Genomic DNA, 24,624 nt, shown 5'->3' with positions numbered 1-24,624 from the left:
TCCCTTCCCTGCGGCGTGGGCAGGAGTGTGCCAGCCCGTCGAGCACCGCCGCAAGAAAACATCGGACTTTTCCTGGCGGAATCAGTCCGACGGAGGACGCGGCGGCGCGGGCTGCCGCACCTCCATCTGCTCGTAGAGCGGTCGCAGGCTGTGCAGGTGCTCGCGGGTGAGCCGCTCGGCGGCCTCGGCGTCCCCGCTGGTCACCGCTTCGTAGATGTCCACGTGATCGCGGTCGACCCGCTCCCACTCCGCGCGGCTGATCCGGTCCCGGTCCAGCCTGCTGTGCAGCACCTCGTTGATCGGGCGGCACATCAGCTGCAGCAGCGGGTTGCCGGTGGCCGACACGAGCGTGGTGTGGAAGTCCCAGTGCACGACGAAGCCGCGGTCCGGCTCCAGCGTCGAGGTGCTGGCCGCGGTGGCCCGCAGCATGTCCAGCGCCTCGGCGTCGGCCCGCTCGGTGGCCAGCCGGGCCGCCGACGGTTCCAGGATCAGCCGGGCCTCGAGCAGGTCTGACACCGTCATCGACCTGGTGTTCACCAGCAGCCCGAGGGTGCCACCCAGGTTGTCGGCGATGCTGTCGGCGTCCGGGTTCGACACGAAACTCCCGCCGGTGACACCGCGGGTGGTGTCGATCAGGTGCTGGCTGGCCAGCAGCCGCAGCGCCTCCCGTACGGTGCTGCGGCTGACCCCGAACAGGCCGGTGAGTTCCGCCTCGCTGGGCAGCCGGGTGCCCGAGGGCAGCGTGCCGGTCAGGATCTGCTCCCTGAGCTGGTCGGCGACCTGCCGGTAGGCGGCGCGCACGCGGCGGACGCGGAGTCCGGAGCCGGGAGCTGGGGCGTCGGTCATGTCGGCGGTGTCCTGTTCATCGATGTCGGGCGTCGTGCGCAACGGAACGCAACCGAAGCACACCGGAGTCTAGCCGCACGAGCGAGGTGCACGCGGAAAACGTCTGAGGTATTGCGCGCTGCGGTCTGCGTCACGCATACTGCCCGCCAAGCCCGGACCCGAGCCGGTCCGGGGAACCCCCCAACGCAACACGACAGGAGGTCGCCGCGTGGCTGTGCACGACGGCTGGCAAGGGCGCTACTACGAGGACTTCGTGGTCGGGGACGTCTACCGCCACCCCCTGGGCCGGACGATCAGCGAGGCCGACAACACCTGGTTCACGTTGCTCACGATGAACACCCACCCGGCGCACTTCGACGCGAACTACGCCGGACGGACCCCGTTCGGGCGCGTCCTGGTCAACTCCGGGCTCACGATCGCCATGCTGATCGGGCAGAGCGTCACCGACATCAGCCAGCGCGCGATCGCGAACCTGTCGCTGACCGACGTGCAGCTGACGCACCCCGTCTTCGTCGGCGACACGGTGTACGCCGAGTCGATCTGCACGAACAAGCGGGAATCGGCGTCGCGGCCGTACGCGGGCCTGGTCAGCGTCCGCTCGCGGATGCTCAACGCCGACGGCGACGAGTGCGTGTCGTTCGACCGCACGGTGCTGATCTACAAGCGCGCCCACGCCACGGTGATCGACTCCTTCCCGGAGGCGAAGAACGGCCCGATGACGCTGCCCGCGGAACAGGGAACCCATGACTGAGCGGCTGCCCCTTTCCGACGTCCGGGTGCTCGCGGTGGAGCAGTACGGTGCCGGCCCGTTCGGCACCCTGCACCTCGCCGACCTGGGCGCGGAGATCATCAAGATCGAGGACCCGCGCTTCGGCGGCGACGTCGGCAGGCACACCCCGCCCTACGCGCAGGACGGCGACTCGCTGTTCTTCGAGGCGTTCAACCGCAACAAGCGCTCCATCGTCCTCGACCTGTCCAGTGAGTCCGGGCGCCGCACGTTCGAGCGGCTGGTGTCGGTGAGCGACGCGGTGTACTCGAACCTGCGCGGCGACGTCCCGGCGAAGATGCGCATCCGGTACGACGACCTCAAGCACCTCAACCGCGCGATCGTGTGCTGCTCGCTGTCCGGCTACGGCATGACCGGTCCGCGGCAGGACCGGCCCGGCTACGACTACATGTTGCAGGGCCTCGCGGGCTGGATGTCGGTGACCGGCGAGCCGGACGGGCCGCCCACCAAGTCCGGTCTGTCCATGGTGGACTACTCCGGCGGCATCGTGGCCGCGACGTCGCTGCTGGCGGGCATCCACGCCGCGCGGCGGGACGGCGTCGGCATGGACTGCGACGTCAGCCTCTACGACACCGCCATCGGCATGCTGACCTACCTGGCGACGTGGCATCTGAACAAGGGGTTCGAGCCCCGGCGCACGCACCACTCCGCCCACCCGAGCCTGGTGCCGTTCCAGAACTTCCCCACGAAGGACTCCTGGATCGTCATCGGCTGCGCCAAGCAGAAGTTCTGGGAACGGCTCGTGGACGCGCTCGGCTCGCCGGAGTGGGCGCGCAGCGAACGGTTCGCCACTCCCGCCGCCCGCTACGAGAACTCCGCGGAGTGCGTGCGGCTGCTGGAGGTGGAGCTGGCCGAGCGGACCACGGCGGAGTGGCTGGACTGCCTGGAAGCCGCCGGGGTGCCGTGCGCGCCGATCAACTCGGTGCCCGAGGCGCTGGCCGACGAGCACGCCGCCGCGCGCGGGCTGCTGATCAGCACCGAGCACCCGCGGTTCGGCACCGTGCGCCAGGTGGCCTCCGCCGCCCGCGCCGGTGCGCCGCGCAGCGACCACCGGCGCGCCCCGTCGCTGGGTGAGCACACCCGTGAGGTGCTCGAGCAGCTCCTGGACATGGACGCAGGCGAGATCGACGCGCTGGCACGGGCCGGCGCGTTCGGAGAGCGGGAGTAGACGCGGTGGACTTCACACTGAGCGGCGACCAGGAACAGTTCCGGTCGATGCTGCGCGACTTCGTCGACGGCGAGATCGTTCCGGTCGCGCGGGAATGGGAACACAGCGGCCGGTACCCGACCGAGATCGTCGACCAGATGAAACAGCTGGGTCTGTTCGGCCTGATGATCCCGGAGGAGTACGGGGGAGCGGCGGCGGACTTCGTGTCGTTCACCCTGATGTTCGAGGAGATCGCGCGCGGCTGGATGGGCATCGCGGGCATCCTCGGCAGCCACTCGCTGTCCTGCTGGATGCTCGCGCGGCACGGCACCGAGGAGCAGAAGCGCCGGTACCTGCCCGACCTCGCCACCGGGGCCCGGCGCACCGGGATCGCTCTGACCGAGCCGGACGCGGGCACCGATCTGCAGGGCATCCGCACCACCGCGACCCGCGACGGCGACCACTACGTCGTCAACGGCACGAAGATGTGGATCACCAACGCCCGGTACGCCGACCCGTTGCCCGTGCTGGTCAAGACCGACCGCAGCGCCACCCCCGCGCACAAGGGGATGAGCGTGCTGCTGATCGAGGCAGGCACACCGGGCTTCACCGTCACCAAGGACATCCCCAAGCTGGGCTACAAGGGCACCGAGTCCTGCGAGGTGGTCTTCGACGACGTCCGCGTTCCCGCGGCGAACCTCCTCGGCGGCGTCGAGGGTCGCGGAATGCAGCAGGTGCTGTCGGCGCTGGAGGTGGGCAGGCTCAACATCGCAGGCCGCAGCCTCGGCATCGCGCAGCGCGCCTACGACGAGGCACTGCAGTACGCGCGCGACCGGCGCGCCTTCGGCAAGCCGATCGCCGAGTTCCAGGCGATCCAGATCCGCCTCGCCGAAATGGCCACGCAGCTGCAGGCGGCGCGGCTGCTCACCTACTGGTCGGCCGATGCGCTGGACCGGGGCAAGCGCTCGGACCTGCAGACGGGGATGGCCAAGTTGTTCGCCTCCGAGGTGGCGCTGCAGGCGGCGCAGGACTCGATGCGGGTGCACGGCGGGTACAGCTACTCGGCGGAGTTCGAGATCGAACGCCTCTACCGCGATTCGATCCTGATGACGATCGGCGAGGGCACGAGCGACGTCATGCGGACGGTGATCGCCCGGTCGCTCATCGGGGACAAGGGCAGGGTCGGCTGGTGATCGCGCGCAGCTGGCTGTTCTGCCCGGCCGACCGCCCGGACCGCCTCACCCGGGCGGTGGACGTGGCCGACGTCGCGGTGGCCGATCTGGAGGACGCGGTGGCCACCGACGCCAAGGCGCGCGCACGCGCGACCGTCGCGGAGTGGCTCGCGGCGGACCCGGCACGGGCGCGCCGGGTCTGGGTGCGGGTGAACAACGAGCAGGATCTCGTGGACGCCGATCTGGACGCGATCGCCGGGCTCGGGATCGCGGGCGTGGTGCTCCCGAAAGCCGACCTCGTCACGGTGACGGCGCTGGCCGGGCGGTTGCGCGTCCCCGTGCTGCCGCTCGTGGAGACCGCCGCGGCCCTGTGGCGGCTGCCCGAAATCGCCGCCGTGCCGGGTGTGGCGACGGTCACGCTCGGCGAGTACGACCTGGCCGCCGACCTCGGGGTGAGCGGCTTCGAGGACGACCCGCAGCCGCTCGCCTGGGCGCGCTCGGGAGCGGTGGCGGCCGCGGCGGGGTGCGGCCTGGTGCCGCCGCCCGCCCCGGTCACGGCGGCGTTCGACGACCGGGAGGCGTTCACGGCGTCGACGCGGGCGCTGCAGCGGATGGGTTTCGCCGGACGGATGTGCATCCATCCGCGCCAGGTGGAGTGGACGCACGACGCAGTGCGGCCGGGTGCGGACGACGTGGAGCGGGCGCGCGCGGTGCTGGCCGCGGCGCAGGACGCGGAGCGGAAGGGAAGCGGTGTGGCGGTCGTGTCCGGGCGCATGGTCGACGCCGCGGTGGTGCGGCGTGCGCGCCGCGTGCTGGCGCTGGCCGCTCCGGACGCCGGATCAGTGATGGACTAGCAGGGTCACTTGGAGGACCAACCAGATGAAACGCATCGGAGTCGATGTCGGTGGCACGTTCACCGACCTCATGTACTGGGACGAGGACGGCACCATCGCGGTGCACAAGATCCCGTCCACACCGCAGGACCCGTCCGTGGCCACCGTCGCGGGCGTCGGAGAGCTGGCCGAGCGCGTCGGCGTGTCCGTCGAGGCCCTCGACCAGTTCCTGCACGGCACGACCGTCGCGACCAACATCGTCCTGGAGCACAACGGCTCCGACGTCGGCTTGATCACCACCGAGGGCTTCCGCGACATCCTCCACATCGCCCGCAAGAAGCGCCCCCTGAACTACTCGTCGTACCAGGACCTGCCGTGGCAGAAGTGGCAGCTGGTGCGGCGCCGCAACCGGCGGGTGGTGCGGGAGCGGATCAACGCGGCCGGCGAGATCCTGACGCCGCTGGACGAGGACGGCGTGCGCGAGCAGGTCCGCGTGCTCAAGGCCAACGGGGTGCGGGCGATCGCGGTGTGCTTCCTGCACGCCTACCGCAACCCGGTGCACGAGCAGGCGGTCAAGCGCATCGTCGAGGAGGAGTACCCCGGTGTCTTCATCTCGCTGTCCAGTGAGGTCGCCCCGCAGTACCGCGAGTACGAGCGGTTCTCCACCACGGCGCTGAACGCGTTCGTCGGGCCGAAGGTGTCCGGCTACGTCACCAACCTCGTCGACACCGCCCGCGAGTCGGGTGTGCGCGGCGACGTGCGGCTCATGACGTCGGCGGGCGGGCTGATCACTTCGCGCCGCGCAGTGGAGCACCCGGTGTCGCTGCTGACCAGCGGGGTGGTGGCGGGCCTGCTCGGCGGGTGCGCGATCGGCAAGGCCTCCGGGTACGAAAGCGTCATCACCCTCGACGTCGGCGGCACCTCGGCCGACATCGGCGTGGCGGCCGACGGCAAGCTGCGGATGAAACACCTGCTCGACACCCGCATCGGCGATTACCACGCGATGGTGCCGATGGCGGAGGTCGACACGATCGGCGCGGGCGGCGGTTCCATCGCCTTCATCGACGAGGGCGGGATGTTCCGCGTCGGTCCGCGCAGCGCGGGCGCGGTGCCCGGACCGGCCTGCTACGCGCGCGGCGGCACCGAACCCACCAGCACCGACGCCATGGTGGCCATGGGGTGGCTGCGCGAGGACAGTTTCCTGTCCGGCGCGATGCGGGTGGAGACCGACCTGGCGATCAAGGCGATCGAGGAACACGTGGCCGCCAAGCTGGGCACCAGCGTCCAGCACGCCGCGATCGGGATCTTCCAGATCCTGGCGCACGCGATGACCGAAGCCATCAGCCTGCACTCGGTGCGCAAGGGCTACGACCCGCGCGATTTCTCGCTCGTCGCCGAGGGCGGCGCGGGGCCGCTGTACGCGTGGCACATCGCGCAGCAGCTCAACGTCCCCCGCGTCATCGTGCCCGCGCACCCCGGCATCGCCTCGGCGATGGGGTTGCTGTCCACCGACATCCGCGTCGAGGTGCCCGCGACGGTGTGGACCTCCTCCGCCGATCCGGACACCGACCGGATCGCCGCCGAGATCGACCGGTTGTCCGCGCAGGTGGTCGAGCAGGTCACCGCGGACGGACTCTCGCCCGACGACGTCGTCATCGAACGCAGCCTCGACTGCCGCTACATCGGCCAGGGCTACGAGCTGCGCGTGCCCGCGCCCGACGGCCCGGTGGACGCCGACTGGGTGGCGCGCGCCGCCGAGTCGTTCCACCAGGTGCACGAACGCACCTACCTGCAGCGCTTCGACGACAAGCCGGTGCACTTCGTGAACGTGCGGGTGGCCGCGGTCGGCAAGGTGGGGCACGTGCCGCTCGCCGAGGTCGAAGCGGGCGGGCCGGACCCGTCGGGCGCGCTGAAGGCGACGACGCAGACGTTGTTCTGGGATGAGGGCAACCAGCCCGCGGAGTTCACCACGAACGTCTACGACCGGGACCGCCTGAAGGCGGGCAACGTGATCGACGGTCCCGCGATCGTCGAGCAGTTCGACTCGACCACCATCATCGGGCCGGGGCAGCGCGCGACCGTCGACCGCGTCGGCCACATCATCATCGAGACCAGTGACAACAGCCAGGGAGGTCAGCGGTGACGGCATTGAACCCGGCGGGCGAGACCCTCGCGGGCGTCGCCCCGGACGACTTCGTCCGCGTCGACGTCGACCCCATCACGCTGCGGGTGATCGGCGGTGCGCTCGACTCCATCGCCAAGGAGATGGCGCAGATCCTCTACCGGATGGCGTACTCCAGCCTGATCCGGGAGTCCGAGGACCTCGGTGCGGGCATCTTCGACGTCAACGGCCGTGAGTTGTGCGAATCGGACTCGACGCCGATGCACTGCGGATCCATCCCGGCCTACATCCGTGGCATCGACCGCAGGCTGTCCGGCACCTACCAGCCGGGCGACGTCATCCTGCACAACCACCCCTACCACGGTGCCGCCCACTCCCCGGATTACGGCATCGTGATCCCGATCTTCTTCGGCGGGCGCCACGTCGGGTTCGCGGGCTGCACCGGCCACGTGTCCGACATCGGCGGCAACTTCCCCGGTCTGTGCATGGACGTCGTGGACGTCTGGGCCGAGGGCAAGCTGATGGACGCGGCGAAGATCTACGACGCCGGCGTGCGCAACGACGCGCTGATCCAGCACATCCTGGACAACGTGCGCACCCCCGAGCAGAACGCGGGAGACCTCGAGGCGCTGATCGCGTGCGCGCGGCTGGGCGAGCGGCGGTTCGTCGAGCTGCTGGAGCGCTACGGCGTCGACGTGGTGATGTCGGCCGCCGAGAAGTGGATGGACTACTCCGAGGAGATGTTGCGCCGCCGGGTGCGCGAGATCCCGGACGGCGAGTACGAGGCGCCGCTGTCCTACCTGGACGACGACGGCAAGAACCGCGAGGTCCCGCTGGCGGTCGCGGTGAAGGTCAAGGTGACCGGCGACGACGTCGTCGTCGACCTCACCGGCTCGCACGGGCAGGTGCCGACGGCGTTCAACGTGCCGTTCGAGGGTTCGGTGCTGCCCACGGTGGCCTCCGCGGTGCGCACGTTGCTGCTCGACGAGGCGCTGACCGAGGAGTACGTGCCGCAGAACGACGGCTGCTTCCGCCCCGCCAAGGCCTACGCCCCGGAAGGCACGCTGTTCAACCCGGATTTCCCGGCGTCGTGCTTCGCGCGGTTCTCGCAGATCAACCGGATGTTCGACTCGATCAACATCGCGCTGGCCGATGTTCTGCCCGACCGTGCGGTGGCGGGGTCCTCGGCCGCGCTGTGCGCCATCGCCTACTCGGGTCTCGCCGAGGACGGCCAGTCGTACTGGGTGTACATCGAGATCAACGAGGGTTCCTACGGGGCGCGCAACGGCAAGGACGGCCTGGACTGCGTCGACACCCTGATGGCCAACACCCGCAACAACCCGATCGAGGAGCTCGAGCTCAACCGCTCGATGATCGCCGAACGCTACGAACTGCGCGACGAACCGCCCGCACCCGGCCAGTACCGGGGTGGTATCGGCAGCGTCCGCACGTGGCGGATGCTCACCGACACCTTCATCGGGTCCGAGGCGGACAACCGCAACGACCCGCCGAAGGGGCTCGCGGGCGGACACGACGGTCTGCCCGGTGCGTTCACCCGCAACGTGGGTACCGAGCGGGAGGAAACGCTGTACTCGAAGGTCACGCAGGAGCGTTGCGCGGCAGGCGACACGCTGGAGATCCGGATGCCCTCCGGCGGCGGGTACGGCGATCCGCTGCTGCGGGAACCCGCGCTCGTGCTGGAGGACGTGCTCGACGACTTCGTCACCGTCGCCGATGCCGAGCGCCACTACGGCGTGGTGATCGACGAATCGACGATGACCGTGGACGAGGACGCGACCGCCAGGGCGCGCGCGTCGCGGCAGGCGGCGTGATCGCGGGTCCGCCGGGGCGGCCGGTACCCCGGCGTCCCGGCGGACCCGGTTTTTCGGCAGGGAAAGGAGACCAGGTGGGTCCGGTCCGGGAACGAGTCGAGCGGTACCTGGCGCGCACGCGGGAACGCGATCGGGATCTGCGCGCGTTCATCGCGGTGCTCGCCGACCGCGCGCGGTGGCAGGCCGACGAACGGGACGCGACGCCACCCGCGCGGCGGGGGAGCCTGCACGGTCTGACCGTGTCGCTCAAGGACAACATCGACGTGGCCGGTGTCCGCAGCACCGCGGGCTCGGCGCACCACGGTGGCGTCCCGGCCGCGCGGGACGCCACGGTCACCCGGCTGCTCGACGACGCCGGTGCCGTCGTGTTGGGCAAGAACAACATGGCGGAGTTCGCCATGGGCGCCACCGGACGCAACGCGGTGTTCGGCGACTGCCGCAACGCGCGGGACGGGCACCGGATCGCGGGCGGGTCCAGCAGCGGTTCGGGGGTCGCGGTGGCGGCGGAGCTGGTCGAGGCCGCGCTCGGCACGGACACCGGCGGATCGGGCCGGATCCCCGCCTCGGTCAACGGGGTCGTCGGGTTGCGCCCGACAGTGGGGCGGGTGTCCAACCGCGGGGTGTTTCCGGTGAGCCCGTCGTTCGACACGGTCACGCCGATCGCGGGCGACGTCCGGACGGTCGCGCGGGTCCTTGCCGCGCTGGACCGGTTTGATCCCGACGACCCCACCGCGGTGCCCGGTGAGCGGACACCGGTCGACGCGCTGCTCGGCGCCGGGCTCGACGGTCTGCGGGTGGGGGTCGCCGGGGGATTCCTCGCGGACGGCGTCGAACCGGGTGTGCGGCGGGTGGTCGCGACCGCGACGGAGCTGATGGCCCGGCACGGTGCCACGGCGACGCCGGTCACGGTCGCGGGTGCGGAGTCGGCGCAGGAGCGGATGCTCGAGATCATGTACCCGGAGGCGGCGGGCGTGCACGCGGAGCGCATGCGGGCCGATCCGCGCTCGATCGACGCGGACGTGTTGCGCCGGCTGCGGATCGGCGCCGGCACGCCGGAGGACATCACCCAGCGCGCCCGCCGCTGGCGGCGGGATTTCCAGGCGCGCGCGAGCGAGGTGTTCAGCCGCGTCGACGTCGTCGTGTGCCCGACCATCCCGGTCGACGTGCCCCGCGCGGACGCCGTCGACCTGGCGGCGTCCACTCGCGACCTCGCCCGGTTCACCTACGTGTGGGCGATGTACGGCGGCCCGTCGATGAGCGTCCCGTGTGGACGACATCCGGAGTCCGGGATGCCGGTGGGGCTGCACCTGGCGGCGGCCCCGTGGCGGGAGGACGTGTTGCTGCGTGCGGCGGCCGGGTTCGAGGCCGCCCTCGGCGGGCCGGTCTCAGGCTGACGCCGTGGTCTCGGTGGCGGGGAAGCGCACGCCGGTGAGCTCCTCGGTGACCGTCCACAGTCGACGGGCGTCCTCGGCGTCGCGCAGTCGGGAGTAGAGCTTCTGCTCGGCCGGTGGGCCGGCGAAGTGCCCGACGCCGCTCGGGCCGTACAGGCGGACAGGGCGCGGATGAGACGGGCGCGCGGGGTGGGGCGGTCGCGACCGAGGTCGGGCCGGGCGCCGAGAAGGTTCGTGGGAGCCACGCCCGGGTGGGACAGGTTGCTGGTGGAACGGGCGGTCGCGGTGCAGCACGCCCCGCGCGTGCAGCGCGGCCAGCCGATGCTGTGCGGTGATCACCGAGCCGAACCCGGCGAGCAGGGCGAGCTGTGAGGTGGTGAAGGTGAAGTGTTCGTCCAGCAGGGCCAGGATGCGGCGATCCCGGTCGGTCAGACGGCCGCCCGCAGCGGCCACGGCCGCCGCCGTCACGCGCCGCCGCAGCCCCGAGGATGTGTCATGAGGACAGTTGTCCATCGAGTCTGGCACCGTAGCCGCGCCTACTACGACGCGCTGACCTGCAACAACACGGCCGGAACCCGGCAGGTCGGGTCGGCAACTCTGAGAGGACTCCCCAACGGAATCCCCAACGGAATCCCCATGTGAACCCCCACGTGCACCCACCAACCAGCCGTCTCGGCCGGGCGCGGAACCCGCGCCACGCTCGCGCACCATGATCACCACCACCGAGGGGAGACACCGACAACACCGACCGGCCCGCACGATCACGGTGGACGCGGTAAACACTTGGCTCGGCGTCACAACGACGCCGACGACACCAAGGCGCGTCACGGTGCGGGACACGTTCTGCCGATCCTCGGCGAGGCCTCGACCATCTGCCTGCGCAGACCCGAGCCGACAGCGGATCGGCCAATTAGGCTAGCATCCGTCCTCGGCAGCCGTCAACAGTCGATGTTGCCGTAGCCGCCCGGCGTGTTCCGGTCGTTGTGTGGATGTGTGTACGCCGCACCACGGGTGGCCATATAAGGCCAATCGGGCACCCGCGTAGCACGACCGCACGACTGAAACCGCAGGTCAACCGCTACTAACGCCAGATGTGTACCCCGGCAGCTCTGGGTTGCCTAGGAAATGGTCGATGAGTTGCCCAGTGAGTTGCCGGGTGAATGGCTGGCGGCTCGTTTCTCAGTTGATCTCGTCGGGGTCGGGCTCGCTCGGCGGCCACGATCTGGCGGGCGGGGCGTAGGGTCGGGGCAGTCGCCCACCTGTGGTGTCGGCGCTGTTCAGTAGCCAGTTCAGGGCGTTGGTGGCGTGGCCGAACCGGTGTTCGACCACCGCGCCGTGTTCGGCGGGGCGGCGATAGTCGAACCGGGCCTCGGCGCGGACGGCGTGCGCGAGTCCGCTGGGGCGCAGCGCGAGGTATTCGACGTATCCGGCTCGGACGCGCCAGAGCCGGGTGCCGATCAACCCGCCGTCGTCATCGACGTCGGGCAGCGGGCGGAAGCCTGCGGTGTGGAGGCGTCGGCCCAGCTCTTGGGCTGCTTGCGCGGGCATGGCGCTCACGGTTGGCGGGCTCCTGGTGGGCGTGCGGGGGCCGCACGCCCGCAGGGCCGATCGGCAGTGCGCGGGCGTGCGGACGCGGTGGACGGGTGGCGATGGTCAGAAGCGCAGTTCGGGGATTGTGTTCAGGTCGATGCCGTAGCGGGCGTAGATCGTGATGGTGTTTTCGCCGGTCAGGTCGGCTTCGGTGTGGCCGAGCAGTCCGGCGACCCTGACCACCTCGTCCTTGGACCCGGCTTCGATCTCCAAGTACGGGGGGATCTGGGGCCAGGTGTCGATCTCGACCTGTGCGCCGTCGAGGATGAAGCTGGTGCGCTTGGTCTCCTGGTAGGACTTCGCGGTGAAGCCGAGCACGTTCAGCAGTGCGTTGGTGGCGGCGAAGTCGTCGACGCCCACTTCGATCTCGTGGGTGCCGTCGATGGCGTCGCTGGTGATCTGCTTGACGGTCAGCGTGGTCTCGTCGCCGGTGTCGCGGAGCCTGATCCACTTGGACTGGTCGCCAGGGGTGATGTCGTAGACGTAGCGGCGCATGAACCGCTCGCCGAGCTTCTGGCCGCCCTTGTCCAGGATCAGCTGTTCCATGGCGTCGGGGTCGATGTCGAGGATCTTGGCTTCGTGCTCGATGGGCACTGCGGGCTCCTTCCGATGGTGATCAGTGGTGGACGTTATCCGGCGAGGCGGGTGGTGAGCCGCTGGTACTCGGCTTCGCGCAGGGCGAGGATCTCGGCGCGCTTCGGGCTGGTCACGAACTCGTCCAGCGGCATGCACAGGTCCATGCGCTGGATGCACACGCCGACCTGGTAGCGGCCGGTGCGGTCGTAGTAGAGCCGCACGCCGTAGAAGCCTTCCTGGCAGTCGGTGTCGTTGTTGAACCGGCACCCGGCGCACGTGTCGGGCAGCCGCACGGGCCGGATCTGCTTGAAGAACACCCGCCGTCCGTCCGGCAGCCGGTAGGCGGTGCGTGCGCCGGACACACCAGCGGTGATGTAGTGGGCCTCGGCGACCGCGCCACGCTCGGCGAGGATGCGTTCGATGGCTTCGATCGAGACCGGGCCGTGGTCCAGCGAGTTGAGCAGCCGCACCGACAGGTACGGGGAGTATTCGTCCAGCAGGCGGTGCACGCGCGGGGCGTGGCTGTGGTCGAGCACCACGATGTTGGCGCCGGCCTTGATCCCGTGCGCCTCACATTCGGCGATGGAGCGTTTCAGGGCGTCGATCTTGCGCTGTGCGCGGTCGGGGTCGCGGTAGCGGGCGTGCTGGACCTCGGCGAGTTCGGCGGCCGTGGTGCCGAAGACGGAGAAGTTCACCCGGTCCAGCCCAGCGGCGGCGCAGTCGGCGAGTACCCGGTCACCGCGCTCACCGTTGGAGGTCATCCCGACCTGGAACCCGGCGTCCACCGCGATCTTCGTCAGCCGCGCCACGGCGGGATGCAACGTCGGTTCACCACCGGTCAGATGCACCTCGCTGAGGTCCAGGGCGTCGCCCAACACGGTCAGCGCCTCGCCGAACTGCTCGTTGTCGGGGACTGCGGCGGGCAGGAATGCCGCGCCGTTGGTGGCGGCGTAGATCGACACGCGCCCACTGGGGCCGGCGGTGGTGAAGTCGCCGAGCGGCCGGCGGCGGTTGTCCACCACGACCGGGGTGCCTTCGTTGTGACAGAAGTCGCAGGTCAGCCCGCAGGGATCGTGGATCTTCACGCGCGCCGTCTTGTCCTTCTCGACGTGGACAGGGATGCCGGTGGGGAACATCGGAGGTGGCCCTTCCGTGGTTGCGGTGGGATCGGGAGACCGGCACCCGGCGCGCGGGGGATCACGCCGGGTGCCGGGTGCGGCACGTCGAGCCCGGTCGGGGTACGGGCTGGCGACGTGCCGCGTGGGGTGCTCCGGCAGCGCAGGGGCCAGGTGCGGGAGGGGCCGCGCCTGCGCCGCCGGAGCGGTCAGGTGGTCTTGCGGGACGACGACGGGTAGTAGGGCAGCGTCTCGGCGTCGTGGCGGGCACGCAGGGACTTCACGGGTTCGCCCGTGCGGTGTCGCGCCGTGGGGCTGTGCTTGGCGGGTGTGCCGTCCACCTGCCGGTGCCGGAACGCCCGCAGGTCGGCCGCGCTGCGGCGGCGACCCTCGATCTCGCCGTATCCGAGGATCAAGAGTTGGAGCAGCACCGTCACGGCGACGAGTTGCCAACCGCAGACGCACATCGGCTCGCCCATCCGCTCATGCGCGGCGATGCGCGGCGGTCACGCCAGTCCCACCGTTTCGGTCACCGCGCGGACTGCTGCGACCACGGCGGTGAACGGCGGCAACGACGGGCCGTCCAGCGACGGAGGCACCTGCCAGGTCACGACGCCGGATTCCAGGCGGCTCGGCGGCAGCGGTACCAAGGTCCCGCAGCGGTGCGTCAGCGCGCCACGGGCACGCAGCCGGACGAGGTTGACCGGGGCGGACTCGTCCGCGGACTCGGTGAGCAACAGCCAACGGCGCGGTACGCCGGGCAGGGCGACCACCGGTCCGGCGAGCATCCGCACCGTGAGGTAGTGCTGTACCTCGGCGCCGATCGCGGCGGGCAGCTCGACCGCGCTGACCCGTTCGTTGGTGGTCAGCAGCAGCCGATCATCGGCTCGCAGGACCAGCCATTCCCACCCTGCGTAGTGGGCAGCGGTCGCGGTCAGCCCGGACAGGGGCTGCTCTTGGTGGGGCCCGTTGCCGCCCTGTGCGGCTGTGATCGTCGGCGTGGCCATTGTCTAGCCTCCTTGGCAACGGTCGGTCAGTGATCCGTCACCACCAGACAAACGCCCAGCTCAGCTAGACGGCAGTCAGGGTTGCGTGGCACTGCGTCCGCTTGCTGTTCAGGGGTCCCACTTCGGTCCCACTTCGCACGCGGGGCTTCACAGGACATCGGCCGGTGCGCCACGATCGACTACGGCCAGCAATGGGACGAGTACGCCAGGATGTGACCGGGATGGGCCGCGACGGCCGAGCGGGCGACAGCAACACCGCGCTGCGTGCGCTGCTGGACGAGGCCGGAATGAGCAACGCCGCGCTCGCGCGCGCCGTGGTGACGGCGGGCGCGGAGGAAGGCGTGCACGTCGGAACCAACACCACCTCGGTGAAGCGGATGCTGGACGGTTCCCAGCCACGTTGGCCGGTGCCCCGGCTCGTCGCCAAGGTGCTGTCCCGCCACCTGCACCGCGAGATCAGCGTCACCGAGTGCGGGTTTGCCGATCGCACTCCGGCATCCGATGATCGGTACGACGGGCTCCAGTGTTCAGGCACACTGGACGGCACGGTTCGCACGGTTGTCGAGTTGTCGGGACGGGACATGGATCGGCGCAAGTTCCTGCTGGGCTCCGCCTTCACGGCGGCGGCCTTCTCGGAGCCCGCGCTGTTCGCGCTCACCGTGCCGCCCACCGAGAACACCGCGCGGGTCGCGGGCAAACGCATCGGGATGCCCGATGTCGAGATCATCACCGAGAACATCGCCCACCTACGCCGCCTCGATCACCGGTACAGCTCGGGCCGCGTCCGTGAGCAGATCGTGCAGTTGCTGCACCGCGAGGCCAGCACGGTCATGCACGGCAGCTACTCGGAGAAGACCGGCAAAGCGCTGCTCGGCGCGGTCGCCCAAGCCTCCTGGCTGGCCGGTTCGATGGCCGCCGACGTGGGCCGCCACTCGCTGGCCCAGCGCTACTACATCCAGACGCTCAACCTCGCCATGAGCGCAGGTGACCGGCTCTACGCCGCCAACGTGCTGTCCCACATGAGCCGCCTCACCGTGCAGATCGGCCACGGCGCGATCACCGACCACGACCGGCTGCGCCACGCCCGCCAAGCCATCGCGCTCGCGCGCGCCGGTCACAGCGTCACTGACGGCAAGGCCACCCCCGTGCTGTCCGCCCTGCTACACGCCGTCGAGGCACGCGGGCACGCCCTGCTCGGCGAAGCCAACGCCACCCGCACCGCCGTGCTGCAAGCCGAGCGCTGCTACGAGCGCGCCCGTGCCGACGACGAACCCACCTGGCTGGCCTTCTACACCGAAGCCGAACTCGCCGCCGACCTCGGCCGCTGCCTGCGAGACGTGGGCGAGCCCGAGCAGGGCACCCGGTTGATCAGCCAAGCGATGGACACCTACGAACCGTGGCGCGTCCGCAGCCGCTGCTTCGTGCAAACCGACCTCGCCACCGCCCACCTCGTCGGCCGCGACTACGAACACGCCGCAGCGCTCGGACGCGACGCGGTGCGCACCGCCGCACAGGTCAGCTCCACCCGCACGCTCGACCGGCTGCGCACGCTGCAACGACAGGTCCGACCGTTGCGCGCCAGCTCACGGCACCTCGGCGAACTGGACGAGCGCATCACCGACCTGCTGACCCGCAACCGCGCTCGCCGAGACGAGGACTCCACCACCTGATGACCATCGACTTCGACGCCGCCCACGTCTACGCCATCCCCATGCGCGCCCGGTTCCGAGGCATCACCGTGCGCGAGGGGATGCTGATCCAAGGCCCTGCCGGGTGGGGCGAGTTCTGCCCGTTCGCCGACTACGACGACGCCGTGTCCGCCTCCTGGCTGGCCACCACCATCGAGCAGTGCACCGTGGGCTGGCCCGAGCCCGTACGTGACCGCATCCCGATCAACTGCACCGTCCCCGCGGTCGGCCCGGAACGCGCTCACGAGATCACCGCCCGCTCGGGCTGCCGCACCGCCAAGGTCAAGGTCGCCGACCACCCCGAATCGCTGCCCGAAGACCTCGCCCGCGTGGAAGCCGTCCGCGACGCGCTCGGCCCGGACGGGGCGATCCGCGTAGACGCCAACGGCGTCTGGGACGTGGACCACGCGGTCACCGCCATCCGAGCGCTCGACAAGGCAGCGGGCGGACTGGAGTACGTCGAGCAACCCTGCCGCACCATCGAGGAACTGGCCGCCGTCCGCCGCCAGGTCGACGTGCGCATCGCCGCCGACGAGTCCATCCGCCGCGCCGAAGATCCGATGCGGGTAGCGGTCGCGGGCGCGGCGGACGTAGCCGTGATCAAGTGCACGCCGCTGGGCGGCGTGCGGCGTTCGCTGCAAGTCGCCGAAGCCGCCGGGCTGCCCTGCGTGGTTTCCTCCGCGCTGGAAACCAGCGTCGGACTCGCGGCGCAACTCGCCCTCGCCGGGGCGCTGCCCGAACTCGACTTCGCCTGCGGTCTCGGCACGCTCTCGCTGCTGGAAGGCGATGTCGTGGCCGGTGCCGACTCGCTGCGCCCGGCAGGCGGCTACCTCCCAGTACCCCGCACACCGCCCACGCCCGACCCCGCCCTACTTGACACCTACGCGCTGACCGACACCGAACAGGCGGCGTGGTGGCGCGACCGGCTGGCCCGCGTCCGCGCCGAACTCGACCACGCCGCCGGTTCCGACTGAGCACCACGCCCGCCCCTCCGTGGTGAGAGATCGCCGGGGTGTGAGCAGGTGTTCGGCGTAGGCTGGAAGGTACCGGAGGCGACCACGTATCCACGGGCAGTGGGTGCCGCCTCGGGCGCAGTAGCTATCCCCGATCCGCTTGGCGGGTCGGAGGCAGGAGCGCCGAGATGATCTCGGCTCAGAATCGCTCCCACGCAGCCCCAGTCGATCAGATCGGTGTGGTCGTGCGGTTGCAGATGAAACCGGCCGGTGCGGCGCGCGGGTTTGTCGATGGCGGTTGGTGGCCGCACTCCAATGATCCGGCCGCCGAGTTTCCCGCTCTGGTCGTCGCGCTCGGGGCGTCGGTCGGGCCGGTCAGCCGGATGTCCTACCACCTCGACACATGGGACGCGGTGGCGCGGAAGATGCCGGTTCAGGGACGGGTGGTGCGGTTCGGAGGCTTCCGGTCAATGGACACGCACACCGTCGAGGTGATCGGTTCGGACGGTCGCCGAGTCAGCTTGTTGGTGGTCCCTCCGGGTACACCCGGCGGGACGGCGCGCGCGGTGTTGCGCTCGGCCGCAGCCAGCGACTCGACCGCCAGCGTGGCGGACATTCTCGCCAGCAACGGCGTCACCCCGTCGACCGGCGACAGCAGCCCGCTGGGCACGACGTCCAGGACGGCCGAGCCAGCACCGGAACAGCGCTGGGAGACCGAGGGCGGCCACCTCCACGCCCCCGCCTGAGCCGGTGCATTCTCGTTCGAACGATGCGGCGTGTGTGGACGCGCGCAGATCGGCGTAGGGTGGGACAGGTAGCCCCTCACCTAAGAGAGGGGGCATCTCATGACCGATACGTCGGCCACCAGGCTCGTACAGTCCCACCCCACGCCCGCCGACTCGACCCCGCCGCCGCAAGCGCCGGTCGCCGAGACTGCCCCACTAGCAGCAGGCCCGGTCGGTCGCAGCCCGTTGCGGCGCACCCGCACCAGCGCCACCTGGATCGGCGTCATCGTGTTCACCGCCGTGCTCGTGTTGCTGCTGATCTTCATCTTGCAGAACACGCAGTCGGTGCAGATCTCCTACTTCGGCGCGACCGGACACGTCTCCCTGGCAGTGGCGATGCTGCTGGCCGCCGTGGCAGGTGTGCTGCTGACCGCGATCGCCGGATCGCTGCGAATCTGGCAGCTACGCCGACGCCTGCGCGGAGTCACGCGCCGGTAGGCCGTCCACACCGAGGCGACGAGGCGCTGCGGCGGCCACGCGCGTGGCACTGGTCCCTGCTGGGCCGCCCACTGTGCGCCAGCGGCGCAACACTCGGCGGCCGTAGTTGTTCGTGCCCGCGATCCGGTCCAGTTCCGCGCCGGTCGGCGTGCGGCCCTTCGATCGCTCGGTGACGTAGTACGCCCACATCCGCTGTTCGGCGGTCGGCTCCGCCGGGCGAGAGTCGTCCGGGATCGCCGCGAGACGCACCACGGACGTCATCTTGTCGCCGGTCTCGCTCGTCTCGGCGGTCTCGTCGCTGGTCTCGCTAGTGGTCTCGGCGCGGTGCCGCTTCAGCGCACGATTGAGCAACTCCACCGCCAGCAGCAGCGCCAGCGGCGGGCACGCCGCCACCGCCACGGCGAACACGCTCAACTCCGGAGCCGCCGCCACGTTCGCGCACAGCGACAGCACGATGCCGAACACGAACGCCAACCACGCCGCCCACCGACCACCCGCACGGCGGCCCTGTCCGGACTTCCACAGCTCGACCGTGGCCGTGGTCAACAACCCGTCCACGATCAACGGCCAGATAGCCGCCGTGGCCTCGTCCGCGCCGAACCGCAACGCGAACTCGCGCCCGTGCCGATACGAGGCGTACGCCGCGCCCAAGGCGACCAGTGCCGTACAGGCGCACTGGACCCACAGAGCGCGGTCCCGCCGAGCCGGGGCAGCCGCCGCGCTCATCGGGAACCACCCGCCATCTGTCGGCGCGTACCCACCGGGCGGATCATGATCTCAGGGCCTTCGACCAGCACTTCGCGGTTCGTATGCTGAAGCGTTAGGTCCGTTCGTGACAGGCGAGATCCTGCACGTCGACGGCGGGCAGAGCGCCGGTCACTGACAACGACACCTCTGCGGCCGCGAGTCATCCACTCGCGGCCGCACAGGCGGAGCGGCGAGACTTCGCATTTATCAAGATCGCGCCCCGGCACCCTCGGCGGACTTCAGCCGCGTGTCGCGGATGAAGGTCCCCTTCGACGGCACCGTGACGACGAGTCCCTCCTCCCGTAAGAGCTGAGTCGCGTGGCGAAGGGTGCCCAGCGCGACGCCGAGTTCCGCTGCCAGACGCCGTTCGGCCGGAAGCGGCGTGTTGGGCGCCAGTTCGCCGGATTCGATACGGGCTTTGAACTGCTCGAAAACCGTCCGGTAGAGATATTGCGGGGTTCGCTGATCCTCCGTCATCGCCGACTCCGGCGAACGCGTCCCCAGCCGTTTTCTTCGTTGAGCGCCACCTTCACACGTTCAGGCATCGCGTGGCGAGGACGATGCTGCGATCGACCGTTCCTAGTCGCAGAAGGCACACCGCCGCAAATACGCGAAATCCATCGCCACATATCTTCCCTCCAAGTTTGGTGCGAAAACTTACGCACCAAACAACGGTGCATGGCGGCAGCGAGAAGGGGCAATAGCCCATCCGGGTCGTTCTGACAAAGGTCTTTCTCGGTACTCTTGGCCCATGCCGAGGCACCCCGATACGGCGAAGCAGCTCGACGGCCAGCCGCTCGCACGTCTTCTGCGCTCGCACTGGTTAGCTTGCTCACCTCGGCCCACCACGCGAGACATCGGTCGCCAGCTCGGCGTCTCGCATACCACCGTGAGCCGGTGGCTCGACGGCACACTTGTCCCGACCGGCGAGCAGACGAAAGCGCTCGCCGACACCCTGGGAATCACGGGTAAAGCACGCGCAGACCTGCTCCAGGTCGCGGCGTGGGTCACTCCGAAACGGGCAACCCCGAACCGTGGCACCCCCGGCCTTTTCGGCATTTCACATCAAACCGCCAAGGCGATGGAGCTCGAAAAGCAAGCCACCTCGATCACAGAGTGGTCACCTCTGCGCATCCCCGATCTCTTGCAGAGTGACGATTACGCCCGTCACGTTACATCCGATATGAGCGACTTGCCCTCCAAATCCGAACGCCAGGCCGCAGTGGTCGAGCACCGACGAACCAAGTATGAAGTTTTCCTCGGCCGACCGGCACTCACCTGGCGCGTCGGCGGGGTGACCGTCATGGCGAAGCAGGTTCAGCGGTTGATCGAGGTCCTCGACCAGCGATGGGCCGCGGTGCGTCTCGTACTCGAGGGTCCGGATTGGCATGACGGGCAGCTTGGCCCTTTTGCGCTCTACGACCGGGACGATGGCGAGGACGCCGTCGTCATCCAGCACCTCGGGGCGGTCACCCTCCTGACCGATCGCGAAATCGTCGGACGCTACCGACAGCTTCGTGCCACGCTCGCGCGATTAGCCCTGACGCCGGCGGAAACTCGTCGGCACCTCGAGGATGTTCTCCGGGAGTTGAGAACCCCGTCACCATGAGACAGACCGCGGTCAGTCGTCGCGGCGACGTAGGGCGTAGGCCGGGACGAGCTGGTCGACGACCTCGAGCTTGTTCCGCCGCGCGTCCGCATACGGGATGTCGAAGTCGACGACGCCGAGCCAGTCCCCCTTCGCGGTGGAGAACCAGCCCGTCAGGCGACCGGGCACCTCACCGGTCATGTCCAGTCCAGTGACGACGGTGTGCACGGGCGCGCCCGGCACTCGCAGGTAGATGGCGTCGAGCCGAACCCAGACCGGTGTGATGACGGGGGCCCGCCCGTGGTCGTCGTCGCCCCTGAACCGGGTGTACGGGCTGTGCAGCATCCGCAGACCCCCTACCTCCGGCCCGGGCGCGCAGCGTCCGACCGAGTCCATCGATCGAGGTACGGCTGGTCATCGAACTCGGCCCGCGCGGCGAGTGGCCCGGCCGTGCCGAAGTGCCACGCTGCCGGAGAAACGCCTTCGGCCCGGCACGCCTGGCACTCGACAGCGACGCCAGCACTGTCGGCAACGGCGCGGTATCCCGCCACGACAAGGGAATGTCGGCCCGCCCTGCAGATCGCGGGCAGGACGACGACCCGCTCACCGTGGGGATCGACGCGGTAGTTGACGAGCCCGTCGTAGTGCTCACCGGTCAGGCCCTCCACGTTCATGTCCCGAGGCTAACACGTCATCGAACTGGTGTTCGACGCCCGTGTTGTCGCCCAGGCGGTGCGTGGCCCAGGCGCGGGCGGCCGGGACGAGGATGCGCCACAGGTCGCGGTGCTGCTGCGCGGCCTGGTACTGCCAGATGCCCCAGATCTCGACCGCCAGCGCGGTGCGCGCGGCCGGTGGAGTTCGTTGCCACACCGGGAGCGCCTCGGCCCAATCCTCGGCAGCAGGCGGGGTGTGGCCGGCGGCGATCAGCCGGGCGATGAGGAACGCCACGTCGACCGCCGCAGATCCGGTGCGCGACCACGCCCAGTCGATGATCGTGGCTTGCCGCCCGGCGACCAGGATGTTGAGCGAGTGCAGGTCGGTGTGCACCAGGTCGTGCCCGTCGGCGGCCTCGACCGCTCGCGCCTCCCACGCTATGAGCTGCTCAGGTACCGACATCCCGGGTGGCGGGTTCTTGGCGAGCCGTCGCCAGGGTGCGAGTCGTGCCCACTGATCGGCCAGCCGGGGTGCGGGTGCTGGGCAGTCGGCGAGGTCGCGCCCCAGCGCTGCCATGGCGTCGGCCACCACGGGCAGGTCCGGTGAGCCGGGTGTGAGGTCGGCGTGGGCGCCTGTGACGCGGTCGAAGCCGAGTAGCAGCCAGCCGTCGGCCTCGATGCGCCAGCGCAGTCGCGGCGCGAGGGCCGAGGGCAACCACGGGTTGATGTCCGCCTCGTGGCGGTGCACCGCGCCGCGTTTGCCCTCGGCATCGGCGATGCCCTTGCAGAACACGACTCCGCCGGAGTGCAGGTGCAACGTGGCCGAGAAGTCCGAGTTGCGTCCCGCCGAGGGGATCTCGGCGCGCGCGACCAGCCCGGCCTTGCGTTCGATCGCGGCTTGCACCGTGGCGGGGAGCTCGTCCCAGGTGCTGCGAGGCATCGTAGAGCTCCCTTGTCAGTCGCGGGCCGGCGGCGGGTCGTCGTGGCAGCCATTGTGGCAACCGGTGCACCCAGCCGCCTGCGGCCACAGCTCGGAGTCGAGCGTGAAGCCCGCTGCCTCGATCGCCGCCACCGTCCGGGCCACCGTCTCGCTGGCGGCTTCGCCGCTGGCGGCCGGGTCGTGGTCCACGGTGGGCACGTGGTGCAGGAACCGGCCGGCGATCCGCTCGCAGAAGGCCGCGTAGTCGCGGGTGTGCAGGACGAAGGTGTGCCAGCCGATGTCCACCAGCTCGCTGGGCGCGAGCGGATCACCGGTGTTGCGGGCGCACGCGGCCAGGAAGGCCAGCGCCTGGTCCATGATGCGTTCGGCCAGGCCCCGCTTGAGGTCGTGCTCGGCGACGATCCGGTTCACCAGCCGCTCGAACAAGGTCGGCTCGATCAGGGACTGGCCGGTCATCGGGGTGCTCAGTACTGCTGTCAACGTGTCCTCCTTCGGCGTGTGCGATCACTCGCCGTAATCGCTTGAGAACACGTTACGATCGGGGCGGCCGCGGCAGAACGCACTGCCAGTACGGGTTGCGGCAGCGACGGAGGCTCGACCTGGGGGCGAACGCATGGCGAGGACGTCACGAACACCGACCGGCAGTCAGGGATCACGCTGCCTGGGCGTCGTGGCGGGGTTCCTGCTCAAGCTTGCCCGCCAATCCGCGAACGCGACGCAAGACCAGTTCGCCGAAGCCGCGGGCGTCGACATCACGACCGTGCAGGGGTGGGAATCCGGCCGCAGGCCCCTCGCCGCGATGCAGACCCGCGACTTCCTCAGGCTCCGGTCCACCCTGACCCGGCTCGGCACGCCGGCCTCGGTGGGCCGGCATCTGCACGAGGCCATCGAAGCCGACCTGGTCCTCGCCGCGGCGGTAGACGCCGGTCCGGCCTGGCTGGACCCGGCGCAGCATCCCCTGGCGGACAACGTGCATCGCCGGTCGCTGACGAACCTGATCACCTGGCCGGTCACCGGGATCCTGCCCGAGCAACTCCGCCCACTCGCGACGCCTGCACGGCGACGGGGACCGTCGGCCTCGAAACCCGTGCTCTACGCCGACGAGCGAGAACGCTTCTTCGACCACCTGCTCACCATCGCCGACCGCGCCTCCGGCACCGAACAAACCCTGCTGCGCCGCCAAGCGGTCTACCTGCTCAGCTTCGACCAACGGCCCGCCAGCGTTGACTGGCTCCGCGGCGAGTGGGCACGAGCCAGCCGCCAATCCATCCAGACCGACAACGTCAACCGGCTACTCGAAACCCGCTCCGCCTCAGTCGCCCTGGCTGGCCGCGGCGACGGCGACGTCCTGCGCGACTTCACCACCGCCATGACCACAGGCTCGACTCCGGACGTCGCGAACCTGAACTACTGGGCCTACTGGATCGGCGAACTGCGCGAGGACCACGTCGACGACGCCTTCATGCTGCACGCCGACCCCCGCTCCTGGGGCGGCATGCACCTGCTGGAACACCTCACCCGCCGCGTCGCACCGTCCTCGCCCCACCTACCGCTGAACCTGCACACCCTGTTCACGTTGATAGCCTCACGCCCGTCACTGCTGACCGACTGGCCCCACCTGCGCCCACCGCTCGCCGACGCCGTCGAGGTGGGCCTGTCCACCGACGAACTCACCCGCGCCGAGCGGGACCAGTTCGCCGGCCTGCACTACGCCCTCCGCATCGCCGACCGTTAGGAGAACCGCGCGTGTCACACGCCAGCGCCATCGCCAGCTTCGGCTACGAACTCGGCATCCTCAAACGGATCCGGCGCTCGGGCTGGTGGCACGCCGGCGTACGCGACCCCGAATCGGTGGCCGAGCACTCCCTGCGCGTCGCCCAGCTGGCCGGACTGCTGGCCGCCGAAGAAGGCGTCGACCCCGCCCGGGCCGCCTACCTCGCCCTCTGGCACGACACCCAGGAAACCCGCACCGGCGACCTCCCCCACACCGTCAAGCCCTACCTCGCCAAACCCGATCCCCGGCAGATCACCGCCGACCAGACCTCCCAGCTGCCCGATGCCGCGCGCACCTCCGTCCGGGACGCCGTCGACGAGTACGAGACAGCCGACACCGCGGAGGCGCGCTGCGCCCGCGACGCCGACAAGCTCGAAATGCTCCTGCAGGCGGTTGAATACCGCGAGATCGGCGTCCAGCGAGTCCAGGGCTGGATCGACAGCGCCCTCAAGGGCCTGACCACCGAAACCGCCCGGAGCGTCGCCGAAGCGGCGATCTCCCTGTCACCACTCGCCTGGCGGGACCGATAAGCACGAGCAAAGCCCCTTACAACTCGTTTCAAAATGATCGGCGCGTCTGCTGGCCGTAGTTGATCAAGTGTGGGCATGCTGATGTGGTGATTGAGAAGTTGGTTCCCGAC

The 24,624-nt window shown here is 70.1% G+C and carries 27 protein-coding genes; 14 read left to right on the top strand and 13 right to left on the bottom strand.

Going from position 1 to position 24,624, the window contains the following annotated elements:
• Positions 1 to 81: 81 nt before the first annotated feature.
• On the bottom strand, positions 82 to 846 hold the full coding sequence (locus tag BMZ92_RS29400; RefSeq protein WP_030534550.1) for a FadR/GntR family transcriptional regulator: 765 nt from the start codon (positions 844 to 846) through the stop codon (positions 82 to 84).
• Between the two features lie 208 nt (positions 847 to 1,054).
• Here BMZ92_RS29400 and BMZ92_RS29395 point away from each other — a divergent pair, with 208 nt between their 5' ends.
• From BMZ92_RS29395 to BMZ92_RS29365, 7 genes are all read left to right on the top strand, one after another.
• Positions 1,055 to 1,597, top strand: a complete 543-nt coding sequence (locus BMZ92_RS29395) for a MaoC family dehydratase (RefSeq protein WP_030534551.1) — start codon at positions 1,055 to 1,057, stop codon at positions 1,595 to 1,597.
• Positions 1,590 to 2,801 (top strand): CaiB/BaiF CoA transferase family protein, encoded by a 1,212-nt coding sequence (locus BMZ92_RS29390; RefSeq protein ID WP_091514162.1) that lies wholly within the window; start codon positions 1,590 to 1,592, stop codon positions 2,799 to 2,801. The genes BMZ92_RS29395 and BMZ92_RS29390 overlap by 8 nt, the downstream gene beginning before the upstream one ends.
• 5 nt (positions 2,802 to 2,806) lie before the next feature.
• Complete coding sequence (locus BMZ92_RS29385; RefSeq protein WP_091514161.1) at positions 2,807 to 3,973, top strand: acyl-CoA dehydrogenase family protein; 1,167 nt, start codon at positions 2,807 to 2,809, stop codon at positions 3,971 to 3,973.
• Positions 3,970 to 4,806: an HpcH/HpaI aldolase/citrate lyase family protein gene (locus BMZ92_RS29380; protein ID WP_177228922.1), complete on the top strand. Its 837-nt coding sequence runs from the start codon at positions 3,970 to 3,972 to the stop codon at positions 4,804 to 4,806. Before BMZ92_RS29385 ends, BMZ92_RS29380 begins: the two co-directional genes overlap by 4 nt.
• A gap of 25 nt (positions 4,807 to 4,831) precedes the next feature.
• Positions 4,832 to 6,928 (top strand): hydantoinase/oxoprolinase family protein, encoded by a 2,097-nt coding sequence (locus BMZ92_RS29375; RefSeq protein ID WP_091514158.1) that lies wholly within the window; start codon positions 4,832 to 4,834, stop codon positions 6,926 to 6,928.
• Entirely contained in the window at positions 6,925 to 8,739 is a 1,815-nt protein-coding gene (locus BMZ92_RS29370; protein ID WP_091514156.1) for a hydantoinase B/oxoprolinase family protein, read from the top strand. The genes BMZ92_RS29375 and BMZ92_RS29370 overlap by 4 nt, the downstream gene beginning before the upstream one ends.
• Positions 8,740 to 8,813: 74 nt before the next feature.
• Positions 8,814 to 10,133, top strand: a complete 1,320-nt coding sequence (locus tag BMZ92_RS29365; RefSeq protein WP_177228921.1) for an amidase — start codon at positions 8,814 to 8,816, stop codon at positions 10,131 to 10,133.
• Here the strand turns inward: BMZ92_RS29365 and BMZ92_RS37880 are convergent.
• From BMZ92_RS37880 to BMZ92_RS29335, 6 genes are all read right to left on the bottom strand, one after another.
• The gene (locus tag BMZ92_RS37880) at positions 10,125 to 10,643 is read right to left on the bottom strand and encodes a hypothetical protein (protein WP_218153569.1); all 519 of its coding nucleotides are present in this window, start codon (positions 10,641 to 10,643) and stop codon (positions 10,125 to 10,127) included. The genes BMZ92_RS29365 and BMZ92_RS37880 overlap by 9 nt on opposite strands.
• A gap of 666 nt (positions 10,644 to 11,309) precedes the next feature.
• A complete protein-coding gene (locus BMZ92_RS29355; RefSeq protein WP_168213846.1) occupies positions 11,310 to 11,678 on the bottom strand; it encodes a hypothetical protein in 369 nt (122 codons plus the stop codon).
• Positions 11,679 to 11,783: 105 nt separating this feature from the next.
• Positions 11,784 to 12,314 (bottom strand): class IV adenylate cyclase, encoded by a 531-nt coding sequence (locus BMZ92_RS29350; RefSeq protein ID WP_091514150.1) that lies wholly within the window; start codon positions 12,312 to 12,314, stop codon positions 11,784 to 11,786.
• A 35-nt stretch (positions 12,315 to 12,349) separates the two neighbouring features.
• Positions 12,350 to 13,432, bottom strand: a complete 1,083-nt coding sequence (locus tag BMZ92_RS29345) for a radical SAM protein (RefSeq protein WP_091514147.1) — start codon at positions 13,430 to 13,432, stop codon at positions 12,350 to 12,352.
• A 188-nt stretch (positions 13,433 to 13,620) separates the two neighbouring features.
• Positions 13,621 to 13,848: a hypothetical protein gene (locus BMZ92_RS29340; protein ID WP_143249976.1), complete on the bottom strand. Its 228-nt coding sequence runs from the start codon at positions 13,846 to 13,848 to the stop codon at positions 13,621 to 13,623.
• A gap of 69 nt (positions 13,849 to 13,917) precedes the next feature.
• A complete protein-coding gene (locus BMZ92_RS29335) occupies positions 13,918 to 14,418 on the bottom strand; it encodes a hypothetical protein (RefSeq protein ID WP_091514143.1) in 501 nt (166 codons plus the stop codon).
• Between the two features lie 221 nt (positions 14,419 to 14,639).
• On the opposite strand from BMZ92_RS29335, the gene BMZ92_RS29330 reads away from it, so the two are divergent.
• From BMZ92_RS29330 to BMZ92_RS29315, 4 genes are all read left to right on the top strand, one after another.
• Complete coding sequence (locus BMZ92_RS29330) at positions 14,640 to 16,088, top strand: NsdA family TPR-like regulatory protein (protein ID WP_091514142.1); 1,449 nt, start codon at positions 14,640 to 14,642, stop codon at positions 16,086 to 16,088.
• Positions 16,088 to 17,080: an o-succinylbenzoate synthase gene (locus BMZ92_RS29325; protein WP_091514139.1), complete on the top strand. Its 993-nt coding sequence runs from the start codon at positions 16,088 to 16,090 to the stop codon at positions 17,078 to 17,080. Before BMZ92_RS29330 ends, BMZ92_RS29325 begins: the two co-directional genes overlap by 1 nt.
• Before the next feature lie 167 nt (positions 17,081 to 17,247).
• Positions 17,248 to 17,805, top strand: a complete 558-nt coding sequence (locus tag BMZ92_RS29320; RefSeq protein ID WP_177228920.1) for a DUF5994 family protein — start codon at positions 17,248 to 17,250, stop codon at positions 17,803 to 17,805.
• 99 nt (positions 17,806 to 17,904) lie between these two features.
• On the top strand, positions 17,905 to 18,282 hold the full coding sequence (locus BMZ92_RS29315; protein WP_091514137.1) for a lipopolysaccharide assembly protein LapA domain-containing protein: 378 nt from the start codon (positions 17,905 to 17,907) through the stop codon (positions 18,280 to 18,282).
• On the opposite strand, the gene BMZ92_RS29310 is transcribed toward BMZ92_RS29315, so the two are convergent.
• Together BMZ92_RS29310 and BMZ92_RS29305 are read right to left on the bottom strand one after the other, a co-directional pair.
• The gene (locus BMZ92_RS29310; protein ID WP_091514135.1) at positions 18,247 to 19,008 is read right to left on the bottom strand and encodes a DUF2637 domain-containing protein; all 762 of its coding nucleotides are present in this window, start codon (positions 19,006 to 19,008) and stop codon (positions 18,247 to 18,249) included. The genes BMZ92_RS29315 and BMZ92_RS29310 overlap by 36 nt on opposite strands.
• A gap of 228 nt (positions 19,009 to 19,236) precedes the next feature.
• Positions 19,237 to 19,506, bottom strand: a complete 270-nt coding sequence (locus BMZ92_RS29305; RefSeq protein WP_091514132.1) for a winged helix-turn-helix domain-containing protein — start codon at positions 19,504 to 19,506, stop codon at positions 19,237 to 19,239.
• A 274-nt stretch (positions 19,507 to 19,780) separates the two neighbouring features.
• On the opposite strand from BMZ92_RS29305, the gene BMZ92_RS29300 reads away from it, so the two are divergent.
• Positions 19,781 to 20,638 carry a helix-turn-helix domain-containing protein gene (locus BMZ92_RS29300; protein ID WP_143249975.1) on the top strand — a complete coding sequence of 286 codons (858 nt, stop codon included), beginning with the start codon at positions 19,781 to 19,783 and terminating at the stop codon, positions 20,636 to 20,638.
• Between the two features lie 12 nt (positions 20,639 to 20,650).
• Here BMZ92_RS29300 and BMZ92_RS29295 read toward each other — a convergent pair whose 3' ends face one another.
• Genes BMZ92_RS29295 through BMZ92_RS29280 form a run of 4 tightly spaced genes read right to left on the bottom strand, consistent with a single transcriptional unit; the run spans position 20,651 to position 22,690 of the window.
• Positions 20,651 to 20,962: a hypothetical protein gene (locus BMZ92_RS29295; protein ID WP_091514128.1), complete on the bottom strand. Its 312-nt coding sequence runs from the start codon at positions 20,960 to 20,962 to the stop codon at positions 20,651 to 20,653.
• Positions 20,963 to 20,973: 11 nt separating this feature from the next.
• A complete protein-coding gene (locus BMZ92_RS29290) occupies positions 20,974 to 21,291 on the bottom strand; it encodes a hypothetical protein (protein ID WP_143249974.1) in 318 nt (105 codons plus the stop codon).
• Positions 21,266 to 22,210, bottom strand: a complete 945-nt coding sequence (locus BMZ92_RS29285; RefSeq protein ID WP_091514125.1) for a phosphotransferase — start codon at positions 22,208 to 22,210, stop codon at positions 21,266 to 21,268. Before BMZ92_RS29285 ends, BMZ92_RS29290 begins: the two co-directional genes overlap by 26 nt.
• A gap of 15 nt (positions 22,211 to 22,225) precedes the next feature.
• Positions 22,226 to 22,690, bottom strand: coding sequence for a glycine-rich domain-containing protein (locus BMZ92_RS29280; RefSeq protein ID WP_245783322.1), 465 nt, complete (start codon positions 22,688 to 22,690; stop codon positions 22,226 to 22,228).
• 190 nt (positions 22,691 to 22,880) lie between these two features.
• Here BMZ92_RS29280 and BMZ92_RS29275 point away from each other — a divergent pair, with 190 nt between their 5' ends.
• Both BMZ92_RS29275 and BMZ92_RS29270 read left to right on the top strand, forming a co-directional pair.
• Positions 22,881 to 23,945, top strand: coding sequence for a helix-turn-helix domain-containing protein (locus tag BMZ92_RS29275; protein WP_091514122.1), 1,065 nt, complete (start codon positions 22,881 to 22,883; stop codon positions 23,943 to 23,945).
• An 11-nt stretch (positions 23,946 to 23,956) separates the two neighbouring features.
• A complete protein-coding gene (locus tag BMZ92_RS29270; protein WP_091514120.1) occupies positions 23,957 to 24,514 on the top strand; it encodes an HD domain-containing protein in 558 nt (185 codons plus the stop codon).
• Positions 24,515 to 24,624: the final 110 nt, after the last annotated feature.

Source organism: Amycolatopsis sacchari, assembly GCF_900114035.1.
Classification (GTDB): domain Bacteria; phylum Actinomycetota; class Actinomycetes; order Mycobacteriales; family Pseudonocardiaceae; genus Amycolatopsis_E; species Amycolatopsis_E sacchari.
This window is presented reverse-complemented; position numbering and strand designations above follow the sequence as displayed.

Bases quoted from the DNA above. Each gene is read 5' to 3' on its own strand.
- BMZ92_RS29400 (WP_030534550.1), bottom strand. From the start codon at position 846: ATGACCGACGCCCCAGCTCCCGGCTCCGGACTCCGCGTCCGCCGCGTG.
- BMZ92_RS29390 (WP_091514162.1), top strand. From the start codon at position 1,590: ATGACTGAGCGGCTGCCCCTTTCCGACGTCCGGGTGCTCGCGGTGGAG.
- BMZ92_RS29375 (WP_091514158.1), top strand. From the start codon at position 4,832: ATGAAACGCATCGGAGTCGATGTCGGTGGCACGTTCACCGACCTCATG.
- BMZ92_RS37880 (WP_218153569.1), bottom strand. From the start codon at position 10,643: ATGGACAACTGTCCTCATGACACATCCTCGGGGCTGCGGCGGCGCGTG.
- BMZ92_RS29355 (WP_168213846.1), bottom strand. From the start codon at position 11,678: ATGCCCGCGCAAGCAGCCCAAGAGCTGGGCCGACGCCTCCACACCGCA.
- BMZ92_RS29345 (WP_091514147.1), bottom strand. From the start codon at position 13,432: ATGTTCCCCACCGGCATCCCTGTCCACGTCGAGAAGGACAAGACGGCG.
- BMZ92_RS29335 (WP_091514143.1), bottom strand. From the start codon at position 14,418: ATGGCCACGCCGACGATCACAGCCGCACAGGGCGGCAACGGGCCCCAC.
- BMZ92_RS29330 (WP_091514142.1), top strand. From the start codon at position 14,640: ATGGGCCGCGACGGCCGAGCGGGCGACAGCAACACCGCGCTGCGTGCG.
- BMZ92_RS29325 (WP_091514139.1), top strand. From the start codon at position 16,088: ATGACCATCGACTTCGACGCCGCCCACGTCTACGCCATCCCCATGCGC.
- BMZ92_RS29320 (WP_177228920.1), top strand. From the start codon at position 17,248: ATGATCTCGGCTCAGAATCGCTCCCACGCAGCCCCAGTCGATCAGATC.
- BMZ92_RS29315 (WP_091514137.1), top strand. From the start codon at position 17,905: ATGACCGATACGTCGGCCACCAGGCTCGTACAGTCCCACCCCACGCCC.
- BMZ92_RS29310 (WP_091514135.1), bottom strand. From the start codon at position 19,008: ATGAGCGCGGCGGCTGCCCCGGCTCGGCGGGACCGCGCTCTGTGGGTC.
- BMZ92_RS29305 (WP_091514132.1), bottom strand. From the start codon at position 19,506: ATGACGGAGGATCAGCGAACCCCGCAATATCTCTACCGGACGGTTTTC.
- BMZ92_RS29300 (WP_143249975.1), top strand. From the start codon at position 19,781: ATGCCGAGGCACCCCGATACGGCGAAGCAGCTCGACGGCCAGCCGCTC.
- BMZ92_RS29295 (WP_091514128.1), bottom strand. From the start codon at position 20,962: ATGCTGCACAGCCCGTACACCCGGTTCAGGGGCGACGACGACCACGGG.
- BMZ92_RS29290 (WP_143249974.1), bottom strand. From the start codon at position 21,291: ATGAACGTGGAGGGCCTGACCGGTGAGCACTACGACGGGCTCGTCAAC.
- BMZ92_RS29285 (WP_091514125.1), bottom strand. From the start codon at position 22,210: ATGCCTCGCAGCACCTGGGACGAGCTCCCCGCCACGGTGCAAGCCGCG.